The organism is Haloferax sp. DFSO60, from assembly GCF_046557615.1.
In the GTDB taxonomy this organism is placed as follows: Archaea; Halobacteriota; Halobacteria; order Halobacteriales; family Haloferacaceae; genus Haloferax.
Genome location: NZ_JBKIII010000003.1, coordinates 62,854 through 84,278 on the forward strand (window position 1 = coordinate 62,854; position 21,425 = coordinate 84,278).

16 protein-coding genes are annotated in these 21,425 nt (G+C 56.0%); 12 read left to right on the top strand and 4 right to left on the bottom strand.

The annotated features are described in order from the left end of the window. Window positions 1–65: 65 nt before the first annotated feature. From ACK509_RS14835 to ACK509_RS14850, 4 genes are all read left to right on the top strand, one after another. Entirely contained in the window at window positions 66–1,115 is a 1,050-nt protein-coding gene (locus ACK509_RS14835) for a pyridoxal-phosphate-dependent aminotransferase family protein (protein ID WP_410767332.1), read from the top strand. Between the two features lie 389 nt (window positions 1,116–1,504). Beyond that, window positions 1,505–2,671, top strand: coding sequence for a glycoside hydrolase (locus ACK509_RS14840; RefSeq protein WP_410767333.1), 1,167 nt, complete (start codon window positions 1,505–1,507; stop codon window positions 2,669–2,671). Window positions 2,672–2,675: 4 nt separating this feature from the next. Next, window positions 2,676–3,161, top strand: a complete 486-nt coding sequence (locus ACK509_RS14845) for a right-handed parallel beta-helix repeat-containing protein (RefSeq protein ID WP_410767334.1) — start codon at window positions 2,676–2,678, stop codon at window positions 3,159–3,161. Window positions 3,162–3,204: 43 nt separating this feature from the next. Beyond that, the gene (locus tag ACK509_RS14850) at window positions 3,205–4,968 is read left to right on the top strand and encodes an acyl-CoA dehydrogenase family protein (protein ID WP_410767335.1); all 1,764 of its coding nucleotides are present in this window, start codon (window positions 3,205–3,207) and stop codon (window positions 4,966–4,968) included. Window positions 4,969–5,581: 613 nt separating this feature from the next. On the opposite strand, the gene ACK509_RS14855 is transcribed toward ACK509_RS14850, so the two are convergent. Then, window positions 5,582–6,346 carry an IclR family transcriptional regulator gene (locus tag ACK509_RS14855; RefSeq protein ID WP_410767336.1) on the bottom strand — a complete coding sequence of 255 codons (765 nt, stop codon included), beginning with the start codon at window positions 6,344–6,346 and terminating at the stop codon, window positions 5,582–5,584. A gap of 360 nt (window positions 6,347–6,706) precedes the next feature. On the opposite strand from ACK509_RS14855, the gene ACK509_RS14860 reads away from it, so the two are divergent. Then, on the top strand, window positions 6,707–8,119 hold the full coding sequence (locus ACK509_RS14860) for an amidohydrolase (RefSeq protein ID WP_410767337.1): 1,413 nt from the start codon (window positions 6,707–6,709) through the stop codon (window positions 8,117–8,119). A 93-nt stretch (window positions 8,120–8,212) separates the two neighbouring features. Here ACK509_RS14860 and ACK509_RS14865 read toward each other — a convergent pair whose 3' ends face one another. Beyond that, a complete protein-coding gene (locus tag ACK509_RS14865) occupies window positions 8,213–8,917 on the bottom strand; it encodes a creatininase family protein (RefSeq protein ID WP_410767522.1) in 705 nt (234 codons plus the stop codon). Window positions 8,918–9,074: 157 nt separating this feature from the next. Between ACK509_RS14865 and ACK509_RS14870 the strand changes: the two genes are divergently transcribed. The 4 genes from ACK509_RS14870 (at window position 9,075) to ACK509_RS14885 (ending at window position 15,335) form a co-directional block, all read left to right on the top strand. Then, on the top strand, window positions 9,075–10,709 hold the full coding sequence (locus tag ACK509_RS14870) for an ABC transporter substrate-binding protein (protein ID WP_410767338.1): 1,635 nt from the start codon (window positions 9,075–9,077) through the stop codon (window positions 10,707–10,709). A gap of 59 nt (window positions 10,710–10,768) precedes the next feature. Continuing rightward, on the top strand, window positions 10,769–11,776 hold the full coding sequence (locus ACK509_RS14875) for an ABC transporter permease (protein WP_410767339.1): 1,008 nt from the start codon (window positions 10,769–10,771) through the stop codon (window positions 11,774–11,776). Further along, window positions 11,760–12,749, top strand: coding sequence for an ABC transporter permease (locus ACK509_RS14880; RefSeq protein WP_410767340.1), 990 nt, complete (start codon window positions 11,760–11,762; stop codon window positions 12,747–12,749). The genes ACK509_RS14875 and ACK509_RS14880 overlap by 17 nt, the downstream gene beginning before the upstream one ends. 180 nt (window positions 12,750–12,929) lie before the next feature. Beyond that, window positions 12,930–15,335, top strand: coding sequence for a dipeptide ABC transporter ATP-binding protein (locus tag ACK509_RS14885; protein ID WP_410767341.1), 2,406 nt, complete (start codon window positions 12,930–12,932; stop codon window positions 15,333–15,335). A 33-nt stretch (window positions 15,336–15,368) separates the two neighbouring features. Here the strand turns inward: ACK509_RS14885 and ACK509_RS14890 are convergent, their stop codons facing one another. Together ACK509_RS14890 and ACK509_RS14895 are read right to left on the bottom strand one after the other, a co-directional pair. Further along, complete coding sequence (locus ACK509_RS14890; RefSeq protein WP_410767342.1) at window positions 15,369–16,193, bottom strand: polysaccharide deacetylase family protein; 825 nt, start codon at window positions 16,191–16,193, stop codon at window positions 15,369–15,371. A gap of 92 nt (window positions 16,194–16,285) precedes the next feature. Then, window positions 16,286–17,239 carry an LLM class flavin-dependent oxidoreductase gene (locus tag ACK509_RS14895; RefSeq protein ID WP_410767343.1) on the bottom strand — a complete coding sequence of 318 codons (954 nt, stop codon included), beginning with the start codon at window positions 17,237–17,239 and terminating at the stop codon, window positions 16,286–16,288. 132 nt (window positions 17,240–17,371) lie between these two features. Here ACK509_RS14895 and ACK509_RS14900 point away from each other — a divergent pair, with 132 nt between their 5' ends. The 3 genes from ACK509_RS14900 to ACK509_RS14910 all read left to right on the top strand — a co-directional run bounded on the left by ACK509_RS14900 (window position 17,372) and on the right by ACK509_RS14910 (window position 21,371). Beyond that, window positions 17,372–18,097: an SDR family oxidoreductase gene (locus ACK509_RS14900; RefSeq protein WP_410767344.1), complete on the top strand. Its 726-nt coding sequence runs from the start codon at window positions 17,372–17,374 to the stop codon at window positions 18,095–18,097. Window positions 18,098–18,708: 611 nt separating this feature from the next. Beyond that, window positions 18,709–19,335 carry a rod-determining factor RdfA gene (rdfA, locus tag ACK509_RS14905; protein WP_410767345.1) on the top strand — a complete coding sequence of 209 codons (627 nt, stop codon included), beginning with the start codon at window positions 18,709–18,711 and terminating at the stop codon, window positions 19,333–19,335. 83 nt (window positions 19,336–19,418) lie between these two features. Next, window positions 19,419–21,371, top strand: a complete 1,953-nt coding sequence (locus ACK509_RS14910) for an archaea-specific SMC-related protein (protein ID WP_410767346.1) — start codon at window positions 19,419–19,421, stop codon at window positions 21,369–21,371. The last annotated feature ends 54 nt before the right edge of the window (window positions 21,372–21,425 follow it).

A 21,425-nucleotide genomic window follows, 5' to 3' on the forward strand; every position in this document is an offset into this window, starting at 1 on the left:
GGACTTTTGTGCCTTCCCGTCGGCGATTCCCTACTGCTAAGCCACTTCCCACGAAACGGAAGCGTATGCTGATGACACCCGGCCCGACGGCAGTCCCGCCGCGGGTTCGTGACCGACTGAGCGACCCGATGCCGAACCCGGACATCGAAGCGGAGTTCTACGAGTTGTACGACGGCGTCTGCGAGAAACTCCAGCAGGTCTACGACACCGACGACGACGTAATCGTCATGGGTGGCGAGGGAATTCTCGGCCTCGAAGCGGCCATCGCTTCGACTGTCGCACCGGGCGACGACGTACTCTGTCTCTCGAACGGCCTGTACGGTGACGGATTTGCCGAATTCGTGGAGAATTACGGCGGGGAAGCGACGCTCGTCGGTGCCGACTACACCGACGCGCTCGACGTGGATGGCGTCGAAAAAGCACTCAACGAGAGCGACTACAAGGTTGCGACGATGGTCCACTGCGAGACGCCGACGGGGACACTCAACGACATCGAACCAGTACTCGAACGACTCCACGACCACGACGTGTTGACCATCGTCGATGCCGTCTCCTCCCTCGGCGGGACGTCCGTCCCGAGCGAGTACATCGACATCAACCTCGGTGCCTCGCAGAAGGCGTTTAGTTCGCCGCCGGGGTTGACGACGATGGCGGTCAGTGACCGCGCGTGGGACGTTGCAGAAGCGCGTGACTCGAACTCACTCTACACGAACATCCTCCCGTGGCGAGACACGAGCGAAGGGTTCCCATACACGCACCTCGGGGCGAACGTCGCCGCGCTCGACGAGTCGCTGTCGATGCTCTTAGAGGAGGGAATCGAATCAGTCTACGACCGTCACGAGGCGGCCGCTGCCCACTGCCGCGAGCGTGGGGCAGAACTTGGTCTCGACCTCTACCCCGACAGAGAGCGAAGCGCACCGACGGTGACCGCGTTCCACCTCCCCGGCGAAGCGAAGGAGGTTCAGCAAGAACTCGACGACGAACACGATATCGTCCTCGCAACTGGACTCGCCGACCTTGCGGACGACATTCTCCGTGTGGGCCACATGGGGTACAACGCAGAGGTAGAGAACGTTGACCGCGTGATGGACGCACTCGAATCAGTGCTGAAATAGAAATCAGTCCTCTCAGCGCCTCTCCTATTCGAACAGCACTGTGCTGAACGAGACGATAGTAGAGATTCGAGTCATGAGATGTGTGACAGTCATTTTTGGACATATGTTCTCAGGTCAGAGACTCAATTGGTCAGATTGGTAAGAAATAACACAATTCAAAGAAGATAGAGGAATATTTTTTATTTTCGCGCGCGAACTAGTGTCCTTGTAATGACTTGTGAACGTGGTGTCAATTACGATTCGATACAACTCTTCCGTTCGAGGAACGAGACGTGTTCGAAGGGACGCGTTCAGTCGACCGGAGGAATTCGCCAACACACACCCCGCTCACGCTCACTCGCTGGTTGTACTGACGGTCTGCATGTGTTCCGTTCGGTGGTGTTGAGCGGATGACTTCAGACGTAACTCGGAGACGACTGCTCCAACTTGGTGCAGTGGGTGGCGTCGCCGGGATAGCCGGATGGAGCAGATACAATCACGCGGGGAGTTCGCTCGATAGTTGGCTCTCGGAATCGGGGGAATCTATCCTGTCTGGGGCGGCATTCGATAGCAGTGCGGACCCGCTCGACGTTCGGGGAGTGATATACATTCCATCACGAGCGTTCAATTTCTATCAGATGTGGGAGTACTACGACCCGATAGTGGTCGAACGGGATTTGAGCTATGCTACTCGCGTGAATTTGAATGCAGTCCGGACGTGGCTCTCGTACGAGTCGTGGGAGAAAGACCCCGAAGCGTACGAAGTAGCACTCGACCACTTTCTCGAAGCGGCCGAAGACAGAGACCTCTCGGTCCTGTTGTGCCTCTTCGACGCCGTTGGAGTGGGACCGACCCCTGAGCGACTAGAGAATACAGACCCGAAGACAGCAACCGGACTCAGCTCTCCTGCGAGGCACATCCTCGTCTCTCCAGAGAAGTGGGATGGGCCGCGTGCGTTCGTCCACTGGTTCATGGACAACTACCGCGACGACGACCGATTGCTCGCAATCGAGGTGATGAACGAACCGGGGTGGAACGAAGACAAAAAGGCATTCGCCCAGTCGATGTTCGAGACACTCGTCGAACGGCGCGGAGATATCCCGCTCACTGTCGGGTCGACGAGTCTCGCAAACAATGCGGAGTACGGCGACTGGGGGAACGAGATTCTCCAGTTCCACTATAATTTCGTCAGCGACCAGCAGACCTTCCAAGCGATGCTCGACCGAGTGCGAATCGCGCAGGTAGCGTTAGATGCCCCGATTTGGCTCACAGAATGGCAACGAGTTCGACAGGGGAGAGGATTCACAGCCGAGCCAAAGCCCGAGGAAAAGGGGCCAAATTACGCGAGTCTCGCACCACTCATCCACAACGCAGGAGTAGGGAACTTCTTCTGGTCGTTGATGGTCAAGCCCGCGTGGGTCCAACCGCAGCGAAAGAACGGCGTCATCAGCGGCTTGTTCCACGAAGACGGCAGTGTGTGGAGTCTCACAGACGCAGAGGCGATAATGGCGATGTCCGGCGACGTGTCGCTTGACTTTCAAGAACGCCAAGAGTACCCTGAATGGATGGTGACCTAGTCCTATGAGTGTAACAGAGATCAACTCGAAGTTCACGATTACGCAGTCGGGGACGTACACGCTTGGCAAGGATATCGAACACGGCGGAGGGACACACCTCTCGGAAGCCTGTATCCAAATCAATGCTGACAACGTCGTTTTCGATGGCCGGGGGTTGATACTCGGTGGAAAAGGTGTGAGCGATACGTCCGGAATCGTCGCCCAGAACGTCCGCAACGTAACGGTCAAGAACGTCACTGTCACGCGATGGGACTACGGGATTCGATTCGAGAACGTCATCGGTGGAGTTGTCGAAAACGTGAACGCCGACGCGAACGGATATGGAATCTCGTTCAAAGACACCTACATGGCCGTCGTGAGGGACACCAACGTCGAGAACAATCTCCTCGGTGTCGTGTTCGATTCACTCAGTGACGCCACCCTGTGGAACAACACGATTCAGTCGAACAGTGGCCGTGACGTGTTTCGGTATCCGGACTGGCTAGAGTGAACCACCCATCGACTTTACACGACTTGGTGATGTTTGGTGACGCATGACGAACAAGAAGTCGTACGAATCGCTCGACAGCGGACAGGGTATCAACTACTGGCACCACGCGCCGCCACTGCAGAACGAAGCACGTCGCGTGTACCCCGACGACGAGTTTCAGTGGGCAGAACCGCATCTCGAAACGTTCGGTGAACTCGTCGGAACGGTCGTCGCAGAGAACTCGGATATCGTGGACGAACACGGGCCAGAACTCCACACGTACGACGAGTACGGAGAAGTCCAAAACGAGGTGGAGTACCATCCAGCGCAGTTGGAAAACGAGCGACTCGTGTACGAGTCTGGTATCGTCGCAGACGCATTCTCACCACCAGTAGGGCGCGACGAACCACTCGGCCTAATTCATACGCTGACGATGCAGTTAGTCCTCTCGTACGCCGATACGGGTCTCGTCTGTCCTGTGTCGATGACTGCCGGTGCCGCACTCGTACTGCGGAATCACGACACTGAAGGTTCCCTCGATGAGTCCCTGTCGGCGCTCACCAGTCGTTCCTACGACACCCTCGTCGAGGGTGCGATGTTCCTGACCGAAGAACAGGGCGGGAGCGACGTGGGCGCGACCGAGACCGTTGCAGAACCTACTGGTAGAACAGAATCCCCTAACGAGGCGCAGGTGTACAAACTATGGGGCCAAAAGTGGTTCTGTAGCAACATCGATGCAGACGGAACGCTCGCACTCGCACGACGGACAGATGCCCCCGAAGGGACGAGCGGGTTATCCCTGTTTCTCGTCCCCCACGAGACACGAGACGGGTCGATAAACGACCAACTGTACCAGCGATTGAAAGACAAACTCGGAACGATTAGCGTACCGACAGGCGAAGTCGAGTTCGAAGGGGCAGAGGGGCATCTCGTCGGTGAACCAGAACGCGGTTTCAAATACATGGCGACGATGCTCAACTGGGAGCGCATCACGAACGCTGTCGGCGCAGTCGGCATTATCGGTCGGTGCCTCGTCGAGAGCAAGGTCAAAGCCGCAACTCGTGAGGCATTCGGTTCGGCGATTCAGGAGTTTCCGCTGATGAAACGCGACCTCTTCGAGATGGCGGTCGATTTCGAGGCAGCGCTCGCGTTCTCCATGGAAGCCGGAAAGTGGCTAGACCGATACGAGAGAGACCACGACAACCGCGACGCGTATCGTTTGATGCGAGCGTTGACACCTGTCGCGAAGTATCGAACCGCCCGGATGGCAGTTGAGACGGCATCGTACGCCATGGAGATTCAAGGTGGGAATGGCTACGTCAAAGATTTCGTCACCCACAGACTGTACCGCGACGCACAGATCCTCCCCATCTGGGAAGGAACTTCGAACATCCTCTCGCTCGACCTGCTTCGAACGTTCGAAAAGGAGGCTGCTCACGAGGTGCTGATTCCGCACGTCGAAGAGTTGCTGTCCTCAGTTAGCCACCCAGAACTGGAAGAACTCGCCGAGTCCGTTGCTGACGAAATTCGGTCACTGCAAAAAGCGTTAGCCACGCTCGCAACGGCAGACGACGACTACGCCCAGCACGAAGCCAAAGCACTCGCCGATTTCGTCTTCGACGTCGTGACCGCGAGTCTCTTACTCTCGAATGCCCAGCGAGAGGTGGACGAAACTGCCGATGCCCGGAAAGCAGTCGTCGCACAGCACTTTGTCGAAACGACACTCCGAGAAGCAACATCACGTGGCCTCCTCAACGGGAATGCACTCGCCTTAGAGTACTTCGACGAGGTCGTCCATTACGAGGCACTCGACCCAACTCGTTTGTGAATCGCTCTGGTGTGGAATAACGGTGAAGACGGCCTCGCTCTAGATGTGACTGAGACAGATGAGCCAACGATTCAGATTATTCTTTGAGAAGAAGCGAGCGCAAGCCCATAATTGTCAGAAATAGATTACTCATATATTGTAGTCACTTATGAGGACATTCGACTACAATCTGCAAAAGTAAGTAATCGACACCATCCAAAAGAAACACGATGTAGAACTGTTTTTACAGCTGATTGGATTCTTTCACTCGAATTAACACCCTTTTCTGGACATGGAGAGTTAGATATAGAATCTTGAGCTGCCGTGTGGTTGATAGATTTTAGAATGTAAGAGCTATAATATTATTAATAAGAACAAATTAGTGGCTGAGTTTTGATACTTGTGTCGGCCAAGATACGGGTGGGGGGGTAACAACGCTGGACAAGCCAACAATCGTCAGCTCACGGCTGAGAGAACTACAATCACCAATTGCACGAGAGAACGATTTGTATTACACCACTACACTTGTAATTCGGATAGTGGACGACACTTTGCTCGTCCGAATGCGGCCCAACATCACACGGATACTACTGCCGTGAATATCGGTCTGAAAGGAGACGGGCGTGTAGAAGATTCAGGAGAGCGCAATGCTGAGTTCGAGTTCTTCGGCGATACCGAGGAGCGTTTCAGTGAGGGTTTCGAACTGCTCTCCCTTCATTCGGTTCGAAGGCCCGGCGACGCTCAACGCACCAAACACATCCCCTTCTGGCCCCATAACTGGCGCACCGACAGCGCGAACGCCCTTAATCTGCTCTTCGGCGTTGAGCGAGTACCCTCGGTCTCTGATAGTCTCGAGTTCAGAAAACAGGTCTTCTTCGTCGTAGATTGTCTGCTCTGTCTCGCGTGGCAGTCCAACTTGCTCGACGATTTCGTGGACCCGGTCTTCGGGCATGTGGGCAAGAATCGCCTTGCCGCTCGCCGTCGAGTGGAGGTAGACGCGCTTTCCAACGGTCGATTGTGTCCAAACACCGTGCTTTCCGGGGGCGGTGTAAATGTAAACCCCATGACCGTGTTCCTCGACGGTGAAAATCGACCGGCGTTCGGACTCCTCGGCGAGAACCTTGGTGTAGTGTTCGGCTTTCCCGAATCGTTGATTCCGGGTTCGGACGAAGTTCCCGAGGCCGAGAAAGCGCAAGCCTAGTTGGTACTTATCGCCCTCTTTGACGGCGTATTCTTGTGATTCGAGGGTACTCAGATGATTGTGTGCAGTGCTTGGTGCGATATCGAGTTCGCGGGCGATTTCGGTCACCCCAGCACCACCCCGTTCTTTGAGTAGTTCGATGATTCTGAGGGTTGTCACCGTCGTTTTGAGCGAACGATCGGTCGTGTTTGTGGCCATTATTTGCTGATTGTGACCACCCCACATAGTGGTTTCGGCTCTGCCGAATGTGAGTTGTTCATTGAGGAATGCGACGAGAAGGCCACCAGAGAGGGACAATCACAAGTTCGAAGCGCCTGGTTCGCTGGCTACACATGTAGACTCGCACGTAGCGCATCGGCACGTGCGAACACCTGAACTATTCGCCACAGAGGGTACAGAAGCCGGTGCGTTGCGAACAGTTCGCCTGTCGCTGGGGATACCCGGTTTGCGAGCATTCACCTCTCGTGAATCCCCAATCGGTGACCGGGATAACCAGCCAAACGTCCACACGTTCCAAAGAATTATTACTCATTCACCAGTTCAGACTCACGAGAATCAATGAACCACAACGAGACCTTCGAGACGGTCGAGTCGCTGGAATCGGAACTCGTCTCACTCACGAGAGAACTCTGGGAGAATCCCGAACTCGGACTTCACGAAACCGCATCTGCTGAGTTACTTTCGTCGTTCCTCGAAGACGCTGGGTTCGAAGTCACCGAAGGCATCGGCGGAATGCCAACGGCGTTTAGCGCGACGTACGGCGAAGGTGCGCCACACATCGGAATACTCGGGGAGTACGACGCGCTCCCAGGGCTGTCACAGGCCGTCTCAGCGACGAGAGACCCGGTCGAACAGGGAGACCCAGGTCACGGGTGTGGGCACAATCTCTTCGGTGTCGCTGGTGTTGGTGCCGCTCTTGCGACGAAACACGCTCTCGACAGCGGACAAGCAACTGGGACAGTCACGTTCTTCGGGTGTCCAGCGGAGGAGATACTCGTCGGGAAAGTGTTCATGGCCCGTGACGGCGCATTCGATGATCTCGATGCTGCACTCACGTGGCACCCCAGCCATCTGAGTGCGCCGTTCATGGCACAGACACTTGCGATGAACTCGGTCGAGTACAACTTTAGTGGTGAATCTGCTCACGCAGCCGACAGCCCACAATCGGGACGGAGTGCGCTCGATGCCGTCGAACTGATGAATACCGGTGCCGAGTTCATGCGAGAACACGTCTCCGATGACGCTCGAATCCATTACACCATCCCGAATGGTGGCGGCGCGCCAAACGTGGTCCCCGCAGAAGCCACAGCGTGGTACTACGTCCGTGCACCAACCCGAGAAGAAGTAGACCGCATCACCGCGTGGTTGGACGACGTTGCTGAAGGCGCAGCCTTGATGACCCAGACAACGGTCGAACGACAGTTCCACACTGGGTGCTACGATTACATTGCCAACCACGCCCTCTCTGAGAAGGTATTAGAGAATATGCGTCTCGCCGGGCCAATTCCATACACAGAGGAAGACCACGAGTTTGCCGCAGAGCTTCAAGAGACACTTTCACAGGAGACTATCGAAGCGCGGACGTCCCAACTTCCCGAAGAGCAACGAAAAGAAGCGAGACAGTCGGTGCTGTATCCCGATGCACAACCGTCGTACGACGTTGGGACCGTCCTCAACGGCTCGACTGACGTTGGCGACGTGAGTTGGGTAACTCCAACCGCACAGTTCTGGGCTGCCTCGTGGCCGGTCGGAACGCCATCCCACACGTGGCAGGCAGTCGCATCGAACGGGAGTTTCGGCGCGAAAGCTGCTATCTACGCCGCAAAGGTACTCGCTGCGACGACACTCGACCTTTGTACTGACGAGGAGTTGTTAGCAACGGCCCGTGACGAGTTCGAGGCGACAGTCCCCCACGAGTACGAGACAGCACTGCCGGAAGGTACAGAGCCACCGTTCCACCTCACACTCTAACTGCTACACTGTCGTGAAGAACGGACAGAGTCGACGAACAGATGTGTTGGTTACCGTGCAATCGTCCGTTTCACCCCGCCGAGGATGTCGAGGTTATTCGAGTTCCGAACGCAAGTTTTCCAGAATACGGTCAGTCGTCTCGTCGATAACACGAGATAAGAACGAAGGGTCAGACTGTGTTGGGTCGCCCAATCCACCCTCGACAGTCAAGTCGTCGAAGTGGCGGTACTGACGCACTTCGTAGCGGTTCTTCATCGTTTGCGGCGTCTTCCGGTCGCCGTGGACGAGTTCAGGGCAGTAATGTTCGATAACGCTCGTCTCGTACTCACCGGCGTGTCCCCATTCGGTGCCAAAGCGCTCTTCTAATTGGTCACGTGCGAAGTCGGTCCAGTGAACGTAGTACGAATCGAGTCCGTGGTCACGCTGTAATCTGTCGAGCGCGAGTTTGTGCGGTTCGATGTTGCCGCCGTGGAAGTTAGCGACGAGGAACCGGGACGCACCGTGACGTTGGACCGACCGACCGACGTCGATAATAAGTTCTTGATAAGTGTCCGCCCCGACTGAAATAGTCCCCGCGTAGTTGATGTGATGCTCAGAGTATCCGTACGGAAGTGCTGGAAGGACGAGAAGGTCGAGTCCGTGTTCAGGTGCTGTCTCGGCGAGTTCGGCCGTCAGTCGTTCCGAGCGGATAGTATCGACCGACGTCGGAAGATGTGTCGAATGCTGTTCTGTTGCGCCACACGGGAGGACGACAAAATCTGCCTCGTCGAACGCTATTTCTGCTTCCTGCCACGTCATCTCCGCTAGGAGTGACTGTGACTCCGTTGAGTCCATAGCAAAATACCCACAGTTGTCGTATATATTGATTTGGTAATAGGCAACACAGAAAAGAATCGGCAAGAATTGTGGAGTATGAATATACTTAACTCAGAAATGCCGAAATCATTCGGCGTCAATGTTGAGAGAGAATGTCTCACGTAGAGACCTACTGAGAACCACAGGTGTATCGATACCCGTGCTCCTCGCTGGTTGTACGTCGGATTCAGGGTCCGAGACGACGGCCAGTGGTGGCGACGGGACGACGACTAGCAGCAACACGGAAACAGGTGGCAGTTCCGGGGCGACAATCAACATCGGGCAGTCGTTGAACCCGGTCCGATTCGACCCAATCACGCAGCTGTCGAACCCCGACGCACTCGTCGCAAACCGCGTGTTCAGCCAGCTATACACGTACGGGGAAGGGACGGACGTCGTCCCGAACCTCGCGGCGAGTATGCCGACTATCGAGCGGGACAACACGCGATACATCGTCGAAATCGTCGATGACGCGATGTTCCACAACGGCGACCCAGTCACCGCTGAAGACGTTGCATACTCGTTCCTTGCGCCAATCGAAGAGGAGACGCCACTGTACGGAATCTTCAGCGTCATCGACTCCGCGGAGGTTATCGACGACACAACAGTCCAGTTCGACCTCGCAAATCCGTACGCGATGTTCCAACACGTCCTCACCCATCAGGTCGTCCCGAAGGCGGTTCGTGAAGAGGACAAAGAAGCCTTCAGCACGGGACAACCCATCGGGTCAGGCCCATTCAAATTCGTCGAGTGGGAAGAGAGCAACTACGTCAAACTCGAAGCGTGGGACGACTATTGGGGTGAAGCACCAAACGTCTCCGGAGTCGAATTCACACCAATCACCGAATCGACGACCCGTGTCACGAATCTCAAGACGGGCGACGTAGACGTTATCGAGACGATACCCCCGAAACTCTGGGATTCGGTCGATGGGGCATCAGACACGAGTATCTCTGCCGTAGAGAGTGTTGGCTACTTCTACGTCGCGTTCAACTGCAACGAAGGGCCGACCGCCGACAAGCGTGTTCGTGAGGCGATCGATTACAGCTTCTCGATGGACGATGCAGTCGACCGCTACATCAAACCAGCAGGCGTCCGGCAGTACGGACCGATGCCCGGCCCGATGGTCGAAGAGTGGAACATGCCGCTCGAAGACTGGATGGATATTCCGAACGACAAGGATATCGAACAGGCGAAATCGCTCTTCGAGGAGGCTGGTGTGCCTGCTGACTGGGACGCGAAGATTATCGTTCCCCCGGACGACAACCGTGAAAACATCGGCCTCTCCATCGCCAACGGAATCAAAGAGGCAGGCTACGAGGCACACGTCGAGCGTCTGGACTGGGGGGCGATGCTCAGTCGAGCGTACACCGGAAACGTCTCAGATTACAACATCTACGTCCTCGGGTGGGTTCGATACCCAGACCCCGACGATTTCATGTTCAACCTCTTCCACGAAGAGTCTGAAGGCGTCAACCAAGGTGTCTACTACAAGAACGACGAGGTCATGGAGCAGATAAAAGGTGCTCGTGAATCGACCGACCGGCAAGAGCGCCAGCAGCTCTACCAGTCTGCAATCCAGACGCTCTTGGAGGACAAGGTACACCTTCCAGCGTTCAACTACAAGAACTCCTACGGCGTGAAGTCCGCAGTCAGTGACTTCCAAGTTCACCCGGTCTCGCCACAGAACCCACGTCTCGTCACAAGCTACAACAACGTCTCTGTCAACCGGTGAAGAGACACGTTGCTAACGGTTAACAAACGTTATATGGTCACTCGCCAACCACACAATCCATGACGACAGCCGGTTACATCGGACGACGTTTACTCCAAATCGTCCCCGTGTTGTTGTTCGTCGTAACGGTCACGTTCGTCCTCATCAACTCCATCCCTGGCGATCCGGTTCGCATCCTCGTCGGGCCGAGTGCTGATGCAGCAGCTATCGAGGCTGCCCGCGCCAAGTACGGACTTGACCAACCGCTGTACGTGCGGTACGTCAAGTACCTCGGAGCGGTTGCGACGGGTGATTTCGGGACGAGCATTCACTACGGGAACGTCCCCGTCACTGAGAAAATTCTCGAGCGCTTACCTGTGACGCTGGTGCTGCTCGCATCGAGTTTCACGCTCGCAATCGGAGCAGCCATCCCGTTGGGCGTGTTCGCCGCAACGAATCGCAACAACCGATACGACCACCTCGCACGAGTGACGTCACTCATCGGGGTCAGCACGCCGAGTTTCTGGGTCGGTCTGCTGCTTATCATCATGTTCGCGTACTACGGAGGCCTCCTCCCACCAAGCGGACTGGTGATGCCGTGGGCGGACCCCGCATCGGTCGATGGGGCGACGTCCAGACTGGACGTCTTCGTGACATCGGCAAGGCATCTGATACTGCCGTCGATTACGTTGGGAACGCTCCAGATGGCGGCTATCACGCGCATCGAGCGGTCGTCGATGCTCGAGGTACTCAACAAGGATTACGTCCAACTCGCGCGTGCATACGGCATCCCCGAGCGGACGATTCTCCGCAAGCAGGCGTTCAAGAACGCACAGTTACCGGTGCTTACTGTTATCGGCATCCAAATCACGACTGCACTCGGAGGAGCAGTACTCACAGAAACGGTCTTCAACATCAACGGAATGGGGAATCTCATCATCACGGCCGTCCGGGCACAAGATTACCAACTCATCATGGGAACGACGATATTCTTCGCTATCATGTTCGTCCTCGGCGTCCTCGTCGTCGACGTACTGTACGCTGTTATCGACCCACGAATCTCCTACGGGGGTGGTGGCGGTGAGTGACTCGACGTACCCCAGCGACGAGCCAGCCAGCCCGGTCACACCCACGACCGTAGAACACAGAGAATCCGTCTCGCGGACGACACAGATGCTCCGACAACTTCGACGCAACTCCGCGTCGCGCGCTGGTCTCTACGTCATCGGCGTCGTCACGCTCGTCGCGCTGTTGACGACCATCGACGCCGACCTGTTCGATTACCAGTTCGCGGCGACCTTCTGGTACCATCCCGAAAACGACCCTGCAGGAAGTACGATATTGCTCCCGCCGGTAGGTATCGAGAACACGTTCGGAACCGGAACGTGGGCACACCCGCTCGGAACCGACCATCGCGGACGCGACGTACTCGTCAGACTCGTCTACGGGACTCGAATCGCCGTCCAAGTCGGTCTCCTCGCGACGGGAATCGGGATGACCATTGGAACGATTGTCGGTGCCGTCTCCGGCTATTACGGCGGCTGGGTGGACGATGTGCTTCAGCGGTTCGTCGAATCGCTCTACGCCATTCCGTTTCTCATCCTCGTCATCGCCATCATGTCCGCGTTCGGACGCGAACTCGGGATTGCCATCGTCGGCGTCTCGATTACGACGATTCCAGTGTTTACGCGACTGATTCGGTCACAGGTGTTGAGCGTTCGGGAGATGGAATACGTCGAAGCGGCGAAAGCCGCTGGCGTACGTGACCGCCACATCATCTTCCGTCACATCATTCCGAACAGTTTCGCGCCAGTTCTCGTCCAGTCGACACTCCAAGTTGGCGTGAACATCCTCATCGTCGCGTCGCTGTCCTTCCTCGGATTTGGAGTCCAACCACCGACTCCTTCGTGGGGACAGATGCTGGCACACTCACGACAATACATGATTGTCAATCCGTGGTTCAGCATTTGGCCGGGTATCGCAATACTCGTGACTGTCATCGGGTTCAACCTCCTTGGAGACGGCCTGCGCGACGCAATCGACCCACGGTCGAACGACTGACGATGGACAGAACATCCACACACTCGGCCACTCGCACAGGGGACGAGAACAACGGGTACCACACGCCTTTCTCACTCACCGAAACAGCTATCGGCAACCGAAGAGGTGTTGTGACTATCTCCCACGCAGTTACAGAGGCACTCACCCACCCAAACAACTCCCTTCAGAAATCTACGACCAATGTCTGATACGCTACTCACCGTCGATGACCTCCAAACGCACTTCCTCACCGAAGTGGGGACAGTTCGGGCCGTCGATGGCATCTCGTTTGAGGTACAGCGCGGCGAAGTACTCGGATTAGTTGGCGAGAGTGGCGCAGGAAAGAGCGTCGCTGCGAGGAGTATCATGCGACTGATCGACTCGCCGGGGAAAATCGTCAACGGCGACATCCGCTTCAAAGACGATCTGCTCGTCGGTGTCGAGAAGGGGGACTCCTCAGATGAAGAACCGCGACGCGACCCAGAGATGCTGTCGAGTCGCGCGATTCGAGAGCGGATTCGGGGCAAAGAGATTGCGATGATATTTCAGGATCCGACCGAGAGCCTCAACCCCGTCTTCACTGTCGGCGAGCAATTGAGCGAAATCATCCAACTCAACCGTGCAGTCTCTCACGACGAAGCAACAGAGATTGCTGTCGAGCGACTCCGTGAAGTGGGTATCCCGGAAGCAGAACGCCGGATGGACGACTACCCACACGAGTTCTCTGGTGGCATGCGTCAGCGCGTCCTCATCGCAATGGCGTTCGCCTGCGAACCCAGCCTCATCATCGCCGACGAACCGACAACCGCGCTCGACGTCACCGTCGAGGCCCAGATTCTCGACCTCGTCAAAGACCTCACAGACCGGTACGACACGTCGTTCATCTGGGTCACACACGACATGGGTGTCGTCGCCGAAATATGTGACCGTGTAGCCGTGATGTACCTCGGCGAAATCGTCGAACAGGCGTCCGTAGACGAACTGTTTCACGACACGCGCCACCCGTACACGGAGGCACTCCTCGCGTCGATTCCGCGACCTGACCGCGATGTAGACGGCTTATCACCCATCGAGGGTATCATGCCAGAAGCAATCAATCCGCCCGCAGGATGCCGCTTCCACAATCGGTGTCCGAACGCGCGAGAGGCGTGTGTACAAGCCCACCCAGACGCCCGAATCGTCGATAGCGAGTCGCACCACCGAGCGGCGTGCTTCAGGAACGACGCCTTCACCGAAGTGGATTACTGGAACAGCGACCCGCTGGCCGACCCGACAGTCGAAAGCCAATCAGAAGCCTCCACCGACGACCGTATCCAGCGACCCAATGCAGACGGTGGAAGCGAGAATAGCACGAACCCTCAGCGCGGCGAGGAACCCCTCCTCGAAGTTCGTGACCTTCGAAAGTATTTCGACGCGACAGACGGTATTCTGAGCCGTCTCCGATTCGAGCGCAATGGTAGTCTCCTTCCAGTATCGGTCGACCGAGAACACGTGCGTGCAGTCGATGGAGTCTCGTTCGACATTCAGCGCGGTGAGACGCTCGGACTCGTCGGTGAGTCTGGATGTGGGAAATCGACGCTCGCACGGACATTGCTCCATCTCGTCAACCCGACGGATGGCGACATCCGCTTCGATGGGATGGACCTCGCTGACCTCTCGAACGAGGCACTTCGTCAGGCCCGAAAGCGGATGCAGTTCGTCTTCCAAGACCCACAGGCCTCGCTCGACCCACGAATGACCGTCGGTGAAATCGTCGAGGAGCCGATGAAGGCGCACGACCTGTATTCGGGCGAGCAAGAAGAACGTGCGCGGGAACTGCTGGAGACCGTCGGGTTGGACGCAGACCATTATAACCGCTACCCGCACCAGTTCTCCGGAGGGCAGCGACAGCGGGTTAATCTCGCTCGGGCGCTCTCGGTTGACCCTGAGTTCATCGTCTGCGACGAACCGACATCTGCGCTCGACGCATCGGTGCAGGCACAGGTTCTCAATACGATGAAGGAGTTACAAGCAGAGTTCGGTCTCACCTACCTCTTTATCAGTCACGACTTGAGTGTCATCCGTCACGTCTGCGACCGCGTGGCCGTAATGTATCTCGGTGAAATCGTCGAACTCGCCGAGAAAGACGACTTGTTTCGGTCGCCGAAACACCCGTACACGCAGGCACTCTTGTCGTCGATTCCGGTACCCGACCCACGAGCGGACAGACAGACAGTCCCACTCTCGGGTGACGTTCCGTCACCGATTAATCCGCCGACTGGCTGTCGCTTCCACACTCGGTGTCCGGACATCGTCGCACCGAGTCAGTTAGCCCTCTCAGCAGAGCAGTGGGACAACGTGCGACGGTTCGTGCGGGCAGTCCAGCGTGAGGCGCGTGAGGCGAGCGTGCCCGGCGCACAGGCGACCTACTTCCCCGATGGACTCCCAACGGGTGAGGCAGGAGGCGTACTCGAACAGGCGCTTTCGCTCGCCGCCAACGGGGAGTGGCGCGACGCATCGGCAGTGTTGACAGAGACGTTCATCGAACCGAGTATCTGTACGGCCGAAGACCCAGAACTCAGTTCACCAGACGGTCTCGACCGAATCGTCGCTTGTCACCACTACTGAGCGGCCTTCAGGTATTCGAAAAACAGCTGACTTTTACTTCGAAGCGAACCGATTGGCTACTGCGTCGATGGATTCGAACCGCACCGAGGGCGTGTCGGCGACGTGTTCGATGAACGATTCGAGTCTACCGAGTCGGTGTGATTGACCGATGACCTGTGGGTGCATCGTGAGGACGAATACACCGTCTTCGACGTGTTCGACCATCCAATCGAACTGTTCTCGCCACTGGCGGAAGATTGCTCGCTCGTTGGTGTAGCCGCGGTCACGATTGAATGCGAACGCGGGAAAGTCGTCGCGGTGCCACGAGACTGGAACCTCGACGATATCGGTCTCGGTACCACGTTCGAAAGGTCCGTCGGCGGGAGCAGCCCAGTCCTCGCGGACGTAGTATGGCACGAAGTCGGTCGCCATCTGACTCGAATCCCATTCGAACCCGAGGTCTTGGAGAATATCGAGCGTGTGCAGTGAGAAATCCCACGAAGGAGAGCGATAGCCAGTTGGGCGGCGCCCGGTCAGTTCGACGATACTCTCGACACCACGCTCGACGTCAGCACGCTCGACGGCTTTCGACTCGTACTGTCGAGGGCGGGTGTGAGACCAGCCGTGGTGTTGGATGTCGTGGCCGCGACTCCACACGTCTTCGGCCTGCTCGGGGAAACTGTCTATCGTGTGACCCGGGGTGAACCACGTGGTTTCGACGTCAAACTGGTCGAGAAGGTCCAACACGCGAGGAGCGCCGACATCGACGCCGAAGAGACCACGGGAGAGTTTTGTCGGACTGTCTGGTGACTCGAACGAGTGTATCCACGAGGAGACACCGTCGAAGTCGAATGTGAGGCAGACGCTATGATGTGACACACATCAGTGTACGAAAATCGGCTGGATAGCTGTTTCCATACTGTTCAAAAATTCGATGATTCGAGGATAAACCGAACACCGGGAGTGGTCATCTACTGAAATGCTGGCGCGACGTGTTTGGCGAACAGTTCGGCGCTCGTCGTCTCGGGGAAATCGACGAATTCGACGACGACTTCCTCGAATCCCATCTCTTCGAACGTCTCCAAGCGTTCTCGAACTGTCTCCGGAGTCCCAACGAGCGGATATTCGCTCTCCGCGACGTTTTCAGGTTTGAACCGGGCGAAGTGTTCATCGAGGAGGGCAGAGAGTTCTGCTTCGTCCTCACGAATCAAACACCGTGCAAACCACGACCGTTCGATTTCGTCGAACGGTCTCCCGTAGCCCGCACAGTGTCGTTCGAGTACGTCGAGTTTGTGTTGCATCACCTCTGGCGGTCCCCAGAAATTCCACGCGTCTGCGCACTTGGCGGCGATACGAAGCGTGAACGACTCACCACCACCGCCGACCATTATCTGTGGACGTGGATTCTGAACCGGGTGCGGACGGCACATTGCGCCATCGAGGGAATAGTAGTCGCCATCGAACGTGACCGTCTCCTCGGTCCAGAGGCGTTGGACGATTCGAATCGACTCTTCCATCATCCGCAAGCGTGTCGGCGCGTCGGGCCAATCGTAGCCGTAGGCGAGCGCCTCGCTCTCTTTCCACCCGGCACCCATGCCGAGTTTCAATCGGCCACCGCTTACCGAATCGAGCGTGGCAGCCTGTTTCGCCATGAGTGCAGGATTTCTGAAGTGGTTGTTCACGGTCTTCGGGTAGAGGTACACGTCTTCGGTCTCGCGGGCGATTCCAGCCAGTGTGACGAAACACTCTGTCGTCGGGCCGGAACCAGTCATCACGTGGTCGGGGACGGCGATGCCGTCGAACCCAAACGTTTCCATTGCTGAGGCAAACTCGACTTGGGCTTCCCACGAAATTTCGTCACAGAACGCTAACTGCGAGTGAACGGAATCGCCAGCGCTCGTCGGAACGTTAACTGCGAACTGCATATGAACGGCTCACACCCCACCACGAAAACTGTTCTCACTGTGCAAGCCTCGGCGTCCAGTGAGACACGACAGCGAGACGACATATTTACGCACACCCAAACACGTAGTATCGACCCCGTCGTGCCAAACAGTATGGCGAGTCAACAGCAAGCGGCAGTCGTTACTGGCGCGGCGAGCGGTATCGGCCAAGCAGTCGTCGAAGAACTCCGAGAGAGATACGAGTACATCGCGTGTTTCGATGTGGACGATATCGACGACATCTGGGACGACGACGGCATTCATGGTTTTAGTGTAGACGTCCGAGACCCCGATGCCGTTGCAGACGCTGTTGCGGCCGTCGAGTCCGTTGCAGACGTGACTGCCGTCGTGAACAACGCAGGAATCTCACAAGCAATCTCACTCGCTGAACTCGAACCGGACGAGTGGGACCGGGTACTCGACGTAAACCTCAAAGGACAGTACGTTGTCGCCCGTGCTGTCGCGCCAGCGATGGTCGAACGCGGCGATGGGGCGATCGTCAACGTGTCGAGTGTCGCCGGACTCCGTGGAAGCGCCACCGGTGGTGTACACTACTCGTCGTCAAAGGCGGGTATCTTCGGTCTGACCAAGGGATTAGCAAAGCAACTTGGCCCCGCCGTACGCGTCAACTGCGTCGCACCGGGATTGATAGAAACTCCACTCCTCACCGATTCGAACCTGTGGACCGACGAGGCGCTCGCTGAATACGCCGCAGAACTGCCACTCGAACGCATTGGAACGCCTGATGAGGTAGCCGAAGTCGTCTCGTTCCTCTGTGACGGGGCGTCCTATATCACTGGAACGGTACTGACTGTCGATGGTGGTTCGATGCTCCGATGAAGAGAGGATAGAGAGGTAAATCAGTGATTAGAATTGTGAAGAGAACGAAAAACTAATTTATTATTATCATTTGAGCTATCGAGGATTTCGATGCTCATTCAACGAGTAGAAGAGATTCATCGCACAAGTCTCGCTATCGTCGCTCCTGGAGTAAGCTGGCGACGAAAACCATGTTGAGACTCGATAGCCACGAATCACAAATGAAGGGAACAGTTACACAGACCTCGGTCTGACCGAATAGATGAGTGTCGTTCAAACAACTACTAGTAGAAATGTTTTAAATTCTCATGTGACGAAAATTGAATTATTAAAGTAGTATTGCAAGAACCAAATTAGACAATCGGTGGGAGTCTTCACTATTCAACTTGAAGTCTGCAAACACTCTGCTAAGTACACATTCTCGGAGGAACGCCCGTAAAGATTACAAAGTTAGGGATGTAACACAAAATGTGATAATGACTCGCTGTTTGAGCGTCAGAAAAAGTATGAAATCGAGAGACAGTAAAGGGGTGTGTCTACTATATCGACGAACATGAATACGGAAGCATTGAACACGCTCGTGAACGACATGAACCTGAACATATTTCATACCACTCTCCAAATAGAGAACAATGAGTACTGAACAAGATTCGACCAAGCGGAAGAGCAAGGTCGAACGAGTGATAGCGACGTACGAACTGGACGGCTTCTCGGACCAGTTGGCACGCCGATGGACCGCGCCAGAAGACAGTGATAGCCTCAGAGAACTCGCCGACCTGATGAATCAGAAGGTTCTGGACGCCGCATTACGCGAAGCAGGCGCGGAGGTACTCGACGGCGAAGTCGAGAACATGTACACGTTATTGACCGACGACGACACGACCGAAGGGATGCGCGTCCAGGCTGAGAACTCCCTTCAATCAGAGGGTGTCGATGTGGAACAACTACAGTCAGATTTCGTCTCCCACCAAGCCATCTACACGTACCTCACGAAGGTTCGTGGTGTCTCGAAAGAGAAGAATTCAGGTGACCGAATCGACAACGTTGTGAATTCGATTCAAAAGTTACGCGGTCGACTGACCGCAGTAATCGAACGGAGTCTCGACTCGCTTCGAAATACCGAAAAGATCCGACTTGGCGAGTTCGACGTCTTCATCGACACACAGGTGTACTGTCGAGACTGCGGGAAACAGTACGAAGTGATTCAATTACTGAAAGATGGGGGGTGCGGTTGCGAAGACCAAGTTCAATCGGAGTAGGCACACGAATTACGTAGTCACTGGATATGTTAAAGGTCATTTAAACACATGATTTTATGTCCCTGTACCTATTCGGGTACTGCATGAGTTCAGAACAATTGTCTAAATCACAAGTCCACCTCTCGGTCGAAAACATCGGTGGCATCGACGAGCTTTCGACGTCGTTCGAGCCCGGAGTAACCGTATTATCCGGACGAAACGCGACGAATCGAACCTCACTTCTGCGGTCGATTATGGCTGCCCATGGAAGCGACGACGTTGCACTGAAAGGCGATGCCGACGAGGGATACGTCGAACTCACTGTTGGCGATGAAACGTACACCCGAACGTTCGAACGGCAAGGAGATTCAGTCGTCACGGGAGGAGATCCGATTCTCGAAGAGAACGAACTCGCCGATTTATTTGCATTCTTACTCGAAACGAACGACGCTCGACGTGCAGTCGCCAACGAGGAAAACCTCCGCGACCTGATCATGCGACCAGTCGATGTCGAGTCTATCAACGAGGAGATAAACACCCTCCAGCAGGAAAAACGAGAGCTGTCGAACGAACTATCGACGCTCAGCAACCTCTCTACCAAGCTTCCAAAACTCGAACAGCGCCGAACGAAACTCCAAGAGGATATCGAGGAGACGGAAGCAGAACTCGCTGCAAAGGAACGCGAAGTAGAGGAGTACGACGCGAGCGTCAACGAGCGCCAAGAAGTCGAAAGCGAACTCGAGTCCAAACTCGGGGAACTCCGCGACAAGCGACGTGAAATCGATACTATCGACCGGCGAATCCAAACTGAAAAACAGAGCCTCGAAGCACTAGAGTCCGAAGCCGACACCTTAGAGGAGGATGCAGCGGACTTGCCTGCTGTCGCCGCTGGAAAGGTGGACGAGATCGAATCCGAAATTTCCACACTGCGAACGCGCCAGCAAGAGGTCCAATCGACGATAAACGAACTCCAGTCTGTCGTTCAGTTCAACGAAGAGATGCTCTCGGGGACGTCCTCCGACGTCGTCGATGCACTTCGTGGTTCAGAATCAGACGAGGCTGGGAACGTGACTGACCAACTGCTCACCGACAAGCAGGTCGTCTGTTGGACGTGTGGAACAGAAGTAGACAAAGACAAAATCGAGTCCACGGTCGATCGACTCCGGGCACTACGCGAAGAGAAGCTCGAACAGAACCGTTCGTTCCGAGCGAAACTCTCTGAACTCCAAGAGGAAAAATCGACGCACGAACAGCGGCAGCGGGAACGCGACCGTATCGAGCGACGGCTCTCCGAAATCGAGAGCGAACAGACCACCCGAGAAGAGCGCATCACAGAACTGAAAGCAGACCGGGCAGACCTCGAAGACGAAATCGAGTCGCTCGAACAGACAGTCGACGAGTTGGAGAGCGAGGAACACGGCGAGTTGCTCGACTTGCACCGCGAGGCCAACCAAATCGAGTACGACCTTGACCGCCTGCGCAGCGACCTCGAAGACGTCGAAGACGAAATCACGTCCATCGAGCAGCAACTCGGAAAGCGAGACGAACTCGAAGACACGATTGACGAAATCGACGACGAACTGAAAGACCTCCGGACGAGAATCGAACGCCTCGAATCTGAAGCAGTCGAGGAGTTCAACACGCGGATGGACGAGGTACTCGACGTCCTCGAATACGACAACCTCGAACGCATCTGGATTGAGCGTACCGAAGAGCGTGTCCGTGAGGGCCGCAAGAAGGTCACCAAATCGGTCTTCGAACTGCACGTGATTCGGACGAGCGACGACGGCGTGAGTTACGAAGATTCCATCGCACACCTTTCGGAGTCCGAACGCGAAGTGACCGGTCTCGTGTTCGCACTCGCAGGATATCTCATCCACGGCGTCTACGAGACGGCCCCGTTCATGGTTCTCGACTCACTGGAGGCTATCGACTCCGACCGGATTTCTCGGCTTGTAGACTACTTTGCGGATTACGCCGACTATCTCGTCGTGGCACTCCTCGAAGAAGACGCACAGGCGGTCGACAGTTCATACCCACGCTACTCTCCGGCGTAATTTCGACTGTCTCTCTTCTTCGCCCCCGTGTTGGAGAACGATACCGCACGAGGC